General features: G+C 61.3%; 7 protein-coding genes and 3 pseudogenes. 5 read left to right on the top strand and 5 right to left on the bottom strand.

Translation table 11 applies throughout. From position 1 onward, the window contains the following. Nucleotides 1-203: pseudogene (locus EMQ25_RS17800) on the bottom strand (ATP-binding protein); the annotation flags it as partial. A gap of 63 nt (nucleotides 204-266) precedes the next feature. Here EMQ25_RS17800 and EMQ25_RS17805 point away from each other — a divergent pair. After that, nucleotides 267-848 (top strand): PRC-barrel domain-containing protein, encoded by a 582-nt coding sequence (locus EMQ25_RS17805; RefSeq protein WP_127189961.1) that lies wholly within the window; start codon nucleotides 267-269, stop codon nucleotides 846-848. Between the two features lie 342 nt (nucleotides 849-1,190). On the opposite strand, the gene EMQ25_RS18575 is transcribed toward EMQ25_RS17805, so the two are convergent. Together EMQ25_RS18575 and EMQ25_RS17810 are read right to left on the bottom strand one after the other, a co-directional pair. After that, nucleotides 1,191-1,700 (bottom strand): sensor histidine kinase, encoded by a 510-nt coding sequence (locus tag EMQ25_RS18575; RefSeq protein ID WP_425290255.1) that lies wholly within the window; start codon nucleotides 1,698-1,700, stop codon nucleotides 1,191-1,193. Between the two features lie 115 nt (nucleotides 1,701-1,815). Beyond that, nucleotides 1,816-2,985, bottom strand: a pseudogene (locus EMQ25_RS17810) (histidine kinase dimerization/phosphoacceptor domain -containing protein); the annotation flags it as partial. A gap of 419 nt (nucleotides 2,986-3,404) precedes the next feature. On the opposite strand from EMQ25_RS17810, the gene EMQ25_RS17815 reads away from it, so the two are divergent. Both EMQ25_RS17815 and EMQ25_RS17820 read left to right on the top strand, forming a co-directional pair. Further along, nucleotides 3,405-3,854 (top strand): universal stress protein, encoded by a 450-nt coding sequence (locus tag EMQ25_RS17815; protein ID WP_127189963.1) that lies wholly within the window; start codon nucleotides 3,405-3,407, stop codon nucleotides 3,852-3,854. 171 nt (nucleotides 3,855-4,025) lie between these two features. Next, nucleotides 4,026-5,993 carry a heavy metal translocating P-type ATPase gene (locus EMQ25_RS17820; RefSeq protein WP_192895698.1) on the top strand — a complete coding sequence of 656 codons (1,968 nt, stop codon included), beginning with the start codon at nucleotides 4,026-4,028 and terminating at the stop codon, nucleotides 5,991-5,993. 121 nt (nucleotides 5,994-6,114) lie between these two features. On the opposite strand, the gene EMQ25_RS17825 is transcribed toward EMQ25_RS17820, so the two are convergent. Then, nucleotides 6,115-6,933: an NmrA family NAD(P)-binding protein gene (locus EMQ25_RS17825; RefSeq protein ID WP_127189965.1), complete on the bottom strand. Its 819-nt coding sequence runs from the start codon at nucleotides 6,931-6,933 to the stop codon at nucleotides 6,115-6,117. A gap of 315 nt (nucleotides 6,934-7,248) precedes the next feature. Here EMQ25_RS17825 and EMQ25_RS18580 point away from each other — a divergent pair. Continuing rightward, nucleotides 7,249-7,341, top strand: a pseudogene (locus EMQ25_RS18580) (DUF6538 domain-containing protein); the annotation flags it as partial. A 25-nt stretch (nucleotides 7,342-7,366) separates the two neighbouring features. On the opposite strand, the gene EMQ25_RS17830 reads toward EMQ25_RS18580, so the two are convergent. Further along, a complete protein-coding gene (locus EMQ25_RS17830; protein ID WP_127189966.1) occupies nucleotides 7,367-7,678 on the bottom strand; it encodes a hypothetical protein in 312 nt (103 codons plus the stop codon). On the opposite strand from EMQ25_RS17830, the gene EMQ25_RS17835 reads away from it, so the two are divergent. Beyond that, nucleotides 7,640-8,086, top strand: coding sequence for a hypothetical protein (locus tag EMQ25_RS17835; RefSeq protein WP_127189967.1), 447 nt, complete (start codon nucleotides 7,640-7,642; stop codon nucleotides 8,084-8,086). The two genes, EMQ25_RS17830 and EMQ25_RS17835, sit on opposite strands and share 39 nt — an antisense overlap. Nucleotides 8,087-8,241: the final 155 nt, after the last annotated feature.

The raw sequence follows: 8,241 nt of genomic DNA on the forward strand, positions 1-8,241 counted from the left end.
CGGTCGAGCAGGGCTGTAGTCATCTTTGCGTCGCCGAAGACGGCGGGCCATTCTCCGAATGCCAGGTTCGTAGTGACGATGATCGAGGTCCGTTCGTAGAGCCTGCTGATCAGGTGGAAGAGAAGCTGGCCGCCGGCCTGCGCGAAGGGCAGATAGCCGAGTTCATCGAGCACGACGAAGTCGAGCCGGGTCAGGTAGTCGGCGAACCCGGGCAATCGTATCCACCGACTTCATCCCCACACCATCCGCTCGCTACGAAGGAGCCGATGGTTGCAAATCAAAGCATCAGGGGGGTCAAAATTGGACGCCGATTCCCCCGCCTATGGGGTCAATTTTGCACGCCGATTCACAGGGGAGATGAGGAAGGCTGCGCCTACATTGTTGGCATCCTCGACCAGACCTATCAGGACTACGCCGCCCGACTTGACGAAGCGGGGGTTGAGCCGGCGAACGTTACCAATTGGCGCCAGGAGCAGCTGGCTCTGGCCCAGCCTGTGGGGGAAAGCGAAGAGCTGCAACGGCTAAATGTCGACAACATCACCGGTACCGACGTTCGGAACCTTCAGGACGAAAATCTTGGTAGCGTCAGTGACATTGTGATCGATCCGCGCACCGGTCAGGTTACCTATGCGGTAGTTGCGCGAGGCGGCTTCCTCGGATTCGGGGAAGAGCATGTCGCCGTCCCTTGGAACCAGTTCCGAGCCACACCTGGGCTCAATACGCTCGTCCTCGACGTAACGACGGAAACACTGGAGCAGGCGCCAGCAGTGGACCCCAACACGTTCGGGGATCCCGCCAGTTTCGCCCAGCAGGACGAGCAGATCGGCCAGTTCTGGAACCGAGGCTGATCGCGCTCACTTACCGCTCGAGGTCCCAGCTTTGGCTGGGGCCTCTTCCACTTAGGAGAACAACCTGGAGCCAATTCAACCATAGCCAAAGAGATCTCAGACCGTGCGCGCGGCAACAGAGAGTGCCACTTTGGCATCGAAGACAAGCCCGTCCTCGTTCCTGAATTCGTACTCACCTCCCATCTGCGCCACGATTCCTTTCACCAGTCGCATGCCCATGCTCTTGGGGCTCTCTTCCTCTTTCATCCCGATTCCGTTGTCTCGCACGATAANAGCTTTGGCTGGGGCCTCTTCCACTTAGGAGAACAACCTGGAGCCAATTCAACCATAGCCAAAGAGATCTCAGACCGTGCGCGCGGCAACAGAGAGTGCCACTTTGGCATCGAAGACAAGCCCGTCCTCGTTCCTGAATTCGTACTCACCTCCCATCTGCGCCACGATTCCTTTCACCAGTCGCATGCCCATGCTCTTGGGGCTCTCTTCCTCTTTCATCCCGATTCCGTTGTCTCGCACGATAAGGCGTGCGCGGCCGTCGTGCTGCTCGGAGAGTTGGATGTCGATCACTGCCGGACGGCCGTCTGCGAACGCGTATTTGAAGGCATTCGTTGTGAGCTCGCTCAGCAGAAGGGCGAGCGGCGTCGCATGATCTCTGTCTACCGGGATATGCTCGATGTCGTAGTGGATCGCTGCATTGGAGCCGTAGGCCAGCCGGACCTGCTCGACCACGGCAGGAATGAAGTCGTGAGCGTCGATGTCCTGGTATCGGTCGTACTTGTAGATGTGTTCGTGCATCGCTGCCATCGCAGCGAGNCACTGCCGGACGGCCGTCTGCGAACGCGTATTTGAAGGCATTCGTTGTGAGCTCGCTCAGCAGAAGGGCGAGCGGCGTCGCATGATCTCTGTCTACCGGGATATGCTCGATGTCGTAGTGGATCGCTGCATTGGAGCCGTAGGCCAGCCGGACCTGCTCGACCACGGCAGGAATGAAGTCGTGAGCGTCGATGTCCTGGTATCGGTCGTACTTGTAGATGTGTTCGTGCATCGCTGCCATCGCAGCGAGACGGCTCTGGAGGTCCAACTTGATTGGCTCCGGCATATGTTGCATCCGCACCAAGCCCTGAATGGACTGCAGGTTGTTCTTGACCCGATGGTGGATCTCGCGGAACAGCATGGTGTTGAGGTCTACCGACTCCTTGAGTTGTCTCGCATAAGCCTCGTCGCGGATTAGAAGCCTGACAATCCAGCCACATCCCGCGATCAGCGCAACAAGCACTGGGGATACGATCAGAATGACGGTCCAGATGCCTCGTTGAAAATTGGCCCAGACTTCATCGCTCGCAACTGAGGCCAGAGCGATGATCGGATGGTCGGCGACTTGTCTATAGCTCACCACCCGGGCAAGGCCGTCTACCGGCGAACTCGCCGAGGTATAGGTGCCTGCGTTGGCGTTGGGCAGGTATTGCTGAAAAAGCGGCAGGTTGGCGAGGTCAACAGGGCCATCCGAAGGCGGGTGGCGTGCCATCAACTGGCCATCGCCCCGAACCAAGCTGATGGCCGAGCCTGCATACAGGTCGAGCGTCCCCCAGAGTTCCTGCAGCAGGGATTGAGGAAACGAGATCATTATGGCGCCAGCAAACTCGTCGTTGCGCTCTACGCGTCTGCTGAACACAAAGATCTGCTCTCCGTTGATCCGGCTAGTCAGGACCCCGGAGATGTAGAAATAGGCACCATCTCGTACGGCCGTGAAGTATTCGCGATCTATAATGGATACGCTGGCAGCCCCGTCTAGCGTACTGTAGAGCGTATTTGCGACGCTATCTATCACGTAGACATCAGCAACCGTGGGCAATCCCTGAAGCACGGCTCGAAAGTCCGCTTCGGCACCAAGCAGGCTTTGGCCCAGGGCGGCATCCACGCGCGCGAGGGTCTGATCTGCCAATTCGACAATCCAGTAAGCATTGGTGGCGACGATCTGAGCTGCCGAAGCGGATCGCTCCTCCAACCTTTCCTGGTTTTGTCCAATGCCGACGTTCACAAAATAAGCGAATAGACCCACGAAAAGCGCGACGAATGCCAGCATCAGTCCGGCGGCCTGTCGCGCCGTCGAGAGACGCAAAACGCCGTGCAGAGACTTCATCGTCCGGCCCTCCCGGGCGATCCTAACGGCTTCTATGCGAGTCGAGCGCCGCAACACTCACGCGATGCTACTCGGCAACGTTGAGCACGCACAAGCCACGATAGCTTGGTGCCCGCGTCGGCGGCCAGGATCGACGCTGAAAGCAGCCGGCTTTCACCCTCGATTTGGACTAGCGCGGGAAGGAGTTCGTGGCGACGCCCAAAGTTGGAAATCGCATGGGCTCAAGCGAACTTGCCTTGCGCCGCTCTCCATCTCTGGACCCCGGAATGCATGCAAATTTTTCTGAACATGTCGCCGCTCTTTGTCTTCGATCAAGCTGAAACAACAGCCCTGCGATAGGTTAAGGTCAGTGTGCCGTCAGCGTTTAGGTCGCGCGGACAGGAACGCACTGAAGGACCAATAGCAACAGAGGACCGAACATGTACAAGCACATCCTGATCCCGACAGATGGATCGGAGATTGCCCAGAAGGGCGTCGACCACGGGCTTTCGCTGGCCAAGACCCTCGGCGCGAAGGTCACGATTATCGCCGTTACCGAGCCGTTCCCATATCACGCCAGCGCCGGGGGGGCTGGTTGGGTACCGCTTCCAGTGGACGTGTCTGGCTATGAAGATGGCCAGAAGAGGTTCGCCGACCAGCTGCTCGCCAAGGTAGGCGAAGCGGCAGGAAAGCTCGGCGTGAGCGCCACACTGTCTCACGTGCCGGACGCCCAACCTGCAGAGGCCATCGTCGAGTCGGCCAAAACAGAGGGCTGTAGCCTGATCGTCATGGCCTCACACGGGCGTCGCGGCCTTGGTCGCTTGTTGCTGGGCAGCCAGACTTCGGAGGTTCTTACGTATAGCCCTGTGCCGGTGCTGGTGGTGCGCTGACGCGAGCAAACCATCGAAGCGAAATTACACCCGCGTCTGACCGCTGCCGGACGCCGAACCGCGATGGAACCTTCGCTAGTGGATCGAGCACCACGTAAGATTGCGGATACACTTGAATCGCTGCTTATCCGGTGGGACGCCGTGCAAAGACCGGCTCCAGCCGACATCTCAATGATTCTCACGGTCCTGACGGTACTCGGGATGCTGCTGGCCGTTGCCGGCTTCTGGCCGCTCGACGGCGATGTGGCCAAGCTTTCGTCCGAGATTGGCGTCTGGCTGGTCTACCTGGCGGGCGGACTGCCGGCAGCTTGGCGCGCGCTCACTGCGTTGTGGAAAGAGCGGGTTCTCGATATCGACCTGCTCATGGTGGTCGCAGCCGTGGCCGCGGCCGTGGTCGGCGCTCCCTTCGAGGGGGCGGTTCTACTGACTCTGTTCAGCGTGTCGACGACACTGGAGGAGCGCGCTCTCGGGCGCGCCCGCCGCGCAATCGAGGCCCTGATGGCGCTCCGTCCGGAAACGGCGCTGCGCAAGACATCGGACGGCGCCGTCACCGAAGTTTCCGCCGCTGATCTCAAGGTGGAAGACATCGTGGTGCTGCGTCCGGGCGCACGCGTTCCCGCGGACGGCGTGATCGTCAGCGGATACGGATCCCTGGATGAAGCGAACATCACCGGCGAGTCCATGCCCGTCAGAAAAGAGGCCGGCAGCCAGGTCTTCGAGGCGACGGTCAATCTCGACGGGGTGCTTGAAGTAGCCGTCTCCAAGACGGTCGAAGAGAGCACGGTTGCGCGCATGATCGCACTCGTCACCCAGGCGCAGGCGGCGAAGGCTCCATCAGAGCGGTTCAGCGCATGGTTCGGGCAGCGCTACACCGTTGCGGTGCTGGTCGGAGCCATGCTTGCCTTCGCGGCCTTCTCATTGACTGGTCGGGGCTGGGAGGAGGCATTATACAGGGCCGCAACCCTGCTGGTGGCCGCCAGCCCCTGTGCGATCGTCATCTCTGTTCCGGCTGCCATTCTGTCGGCGCTGTCGGCCGCCGCCCGGGGCGGCGTCCTGTTCAAGGGCGGAGCTGCCCTCGAAACACTCGCCGCCGTTGACACATTTGCCTTCGACAAGACCGGCACGCTGACGACCGGCAAGGCGGTTGTCACCCGCATCGTGGCGCTCGACGGGGACGAGGAGCGTTTTCTCTCGCTTTTGGCGGGGCTGGAAGCACAGTCCGAGCATCACAGCGCCGCAGCCATTCGGCACGAAGTCGCACGCCGCGGCATCGCAGTCGCCGAAGTCAGGGATGTCAGCAACCGTCCAAGTGCCGGGATTGTGGGTGTGCACGAGGGGCAGCAGCTCTGGGCCGGCAATCCGCGCCTCGCCGCGCAGCTGGGCGCCTCGATCGAACACCCGGCGCTGAGCGGCCTGGTGGAGGACACTCAGACGGTCATCTATTTCGGGCGGAACTCGCACCTGCTGGGGGCCGTCAGCATCGCGGATCAATTGCGCGCGACATCGGCGCCGGCGCTTGCTGCGCTAAGGGAAAGCGGTGTCACCAAGATAGTCATGATGACTGGCGATCGCCGACCTGTTGCGTTGCGGATCGGTAGAGAACTCGGACTGCGGCCTGAGGAAATACATGCCGACATGCTGCCGGAGGAGAAGGTCCGCATGGTCGGGGAACTCGCGGCTGCCGGAAAGGTCGCGTTTGTTGGAGATGGCGTCAACGACGCAGCAGCGCTCGCTCGTGCCGACGTGGGGATCGCCATGGGTGCCGCGGGATCGGAAGTGGCGCTTCAGGCTGCAGACGTCGCGCTTCTTTCGGAAGACATGGGACAGCTTGCAGAAGCGCATCGCCTGGCGCGCCGGACAGCTGCAATCATCCTCCAGAATCTAACGTTCGCGATCGGCGCCATGGTGGTGCTCGTCATCGGCGGGCTGTTCTTCGATCTGCCTCTGCCACTTGCAGTGATCGGCCACGAAGGCGGAACCGTTCTGGTAGTCCTCAATGGTCTGAGATTGCTGCGAACTCCAATTCGGCGTGCCGATGCGAAATCGACCACGAAGACCAGGACTGCCGTTCTTGCGCCCTCGAGCCCGCCCGTCCCGCGACAGAGCTACCGCAGAAAGGTGCCTAGGCGCACAGGCTGAAACTTGCGACGCCAGCAACGCGAGCGATCGGCGGCGGGCTCACTGGCAACTTGCCGCGCAGCTGTAGCTCGATACCGCGTTGGGCTTCGAAACCCAGAGAATTTTTCTGCCGCCTGCCGCGTCAAATTTGCGCCCATACGTGCCGGTTCCTCTGCGCATAGCTGCGAAAATCATTCGGTGTCCGGCCCAGAATTCGGAAGGCATCGTCTGTCACCCCGGCTGCGCCGCCTGTCCGTTGCACGGTGTAGAGCGCAGTCATTACCAGCGCCATGCCAAGCGGCACGCCCTCAGCCTGCCGGTCACGGATGAAGCGCAGCACCCCCCGTGGGCGGTACCGGATGGGGCGGCCCAGCACTTCGGACAAGATTTCGGCGACCTCCTGAAAAGAGAGCGCTCGGGGTCCTGTCAAGGTATAGCCGCGCTTCGCGTGCCCTGGCTCAAGCAAGACTTTCGCTGCGACTGCCGCCACATCAGCCACGTCGATAAAGGCCGACCGGCCATCTCCTGCAGGGACCGAAATTTCTGAGCGGGCGGAAAGGCCGCTGCGATGTACTGTTTCCAGGTTCTGCATGAAATCGGCAGGGCGTAGCATAGTCCAGTCAAAGCCGCGCGCCATCACTTCACGCTCTACCCCGTGATGCGGAAGGATGATGTTCCGCTCAGCTCCTTTGACCGACAGCACGATCATCCGCCGCACGCCCGCTGCATGGGCGGCATCAAGAAACGGCCGGAAGGCGCGGCCAGACGCAATTTGCGGCGGGCGCATCAGGAACACGGCATCGCATCCGGCGAGTGCAAGCGCAAAAGTCTCAGGGTTCAGAAAATCCAGCGCAACGGTACCCGGCTCCCGTCCGGTCAGTCGCATGTCGACCTGACCCTGAAGCGCAGTCGCGAGAGCACCACCCACACGGCCACTGGCACCCGTAATCAAGATTCGCATCAACGGCCCTCGGTGGGTGGGCTCGCCGGCCGACCGGCCCCACCTAGTCTAGTCGCCACCGACCCCGGTCGTCACACACCGCGTTCGCGCATTGTTTGACGGGCACCCGAGCCGGACGATAGTTGAAGCGGTAGGACTATCATGTGCTGTCGAGCAGGTGGAGAAGGTTGGATATCAGGCCCACTCCCTCCGCCAGCTATCCCCAGAGCCCGAGTTTTCCTGGGACCTCAGCCTTTTCAGTAGCTTGCGCTTCTCGCTGTTCCACCGAAGTGTTACAGTGGAGCCATGAAAGACATGCCCAAGCACCCCCGCTTGATGAAGCGCGGAAACACGTACTGGCACCGCGCATCCGTGCCCGCCGACATCCGGTCCACGTACCCCAAATCCGAGGAGACCTTCTCGCTCGGGACCAAGGAGCCGCAGGAGGCCCTGGTCAGGGTCCGTCGCGCCGCCGCTGAGGTAGACCCAGCGGTTCGCCGTTCATCGGCGTCAGCAGGCACTTCTGGGCAGCGCGCCGATAGCCGAGCTCACCAAAGCTCATCTCGCTCGGATTGAGGAGCTCTACTACAGCCACCTGCTGGACGAAGATGAGCAGGTCAGGCTCGAAGGATTTGCTGAGGCAGGAGAGCCACGCCCAAGCGCCCCAGTACCAAGCTTTGACGAGTACACTGCTGGAGTGGGCGAGTTTGGGGGTGACGCCCGCTACATGCTCGCGCGGGGCAAAGGCGACGAGTTCTACCGGCACGAGGCCGAAGAGGTTCTGACGTGGGACGGGCTGGGTGTTCGCCTGGATGAGCAGTCAGCGAGCTGGAAGCTGGCCATCCGGGCCATCCAGTCCGCAATCGTCCGCGCCGATGCAGCCATCGCTGCTCGCAATGCCGGTGACGTGGTGGCCACGCCTGAGGTCTCGACATCAACGGCCCCCTCAATCGAGGGGCGAAAAGGCGTACTCGCTTCTGTGGCTCGGAAGGACTGGATTGCCGAAAAGTCCGCATCCGCATGGGTTCAGAAGACCAGCAATGAGCACTCCGTCTGGTCTCAGCGTTTCCTGGACCTGGTGGGCGACAGGCCAATCGGTGGCTACAGCAAGGCTGTCAAACGGCTTCCAAATCTGACCCCCGATCGGCGTCCCATTTTGACCCCCTTCATGTAATGCACAGCGGTCAGCGCTCGCCCGGGCGGAGCTGGCCAGGGTTGCGCAGCCCGGGCGAGCGCGGCTAGCGTTTTGCAGCTTGATGCGGTGATCAGGCGCGGTTCTTGAAGCGCCAGGATTCGTTTCCGGTTTCGATGATCTCGCAATGATGGGTG

This window comes from Arsenicitalea aurantiaca (genome assembly GCF_003994485.1).
Classification (GTDB): domain Bacteria; phylum Pseudomonadota; class Alphaproteobacteria; order Rhizobiales; family Devosiaceae; genus Arsenicitalea; species Arsenicitalea aurantiaca.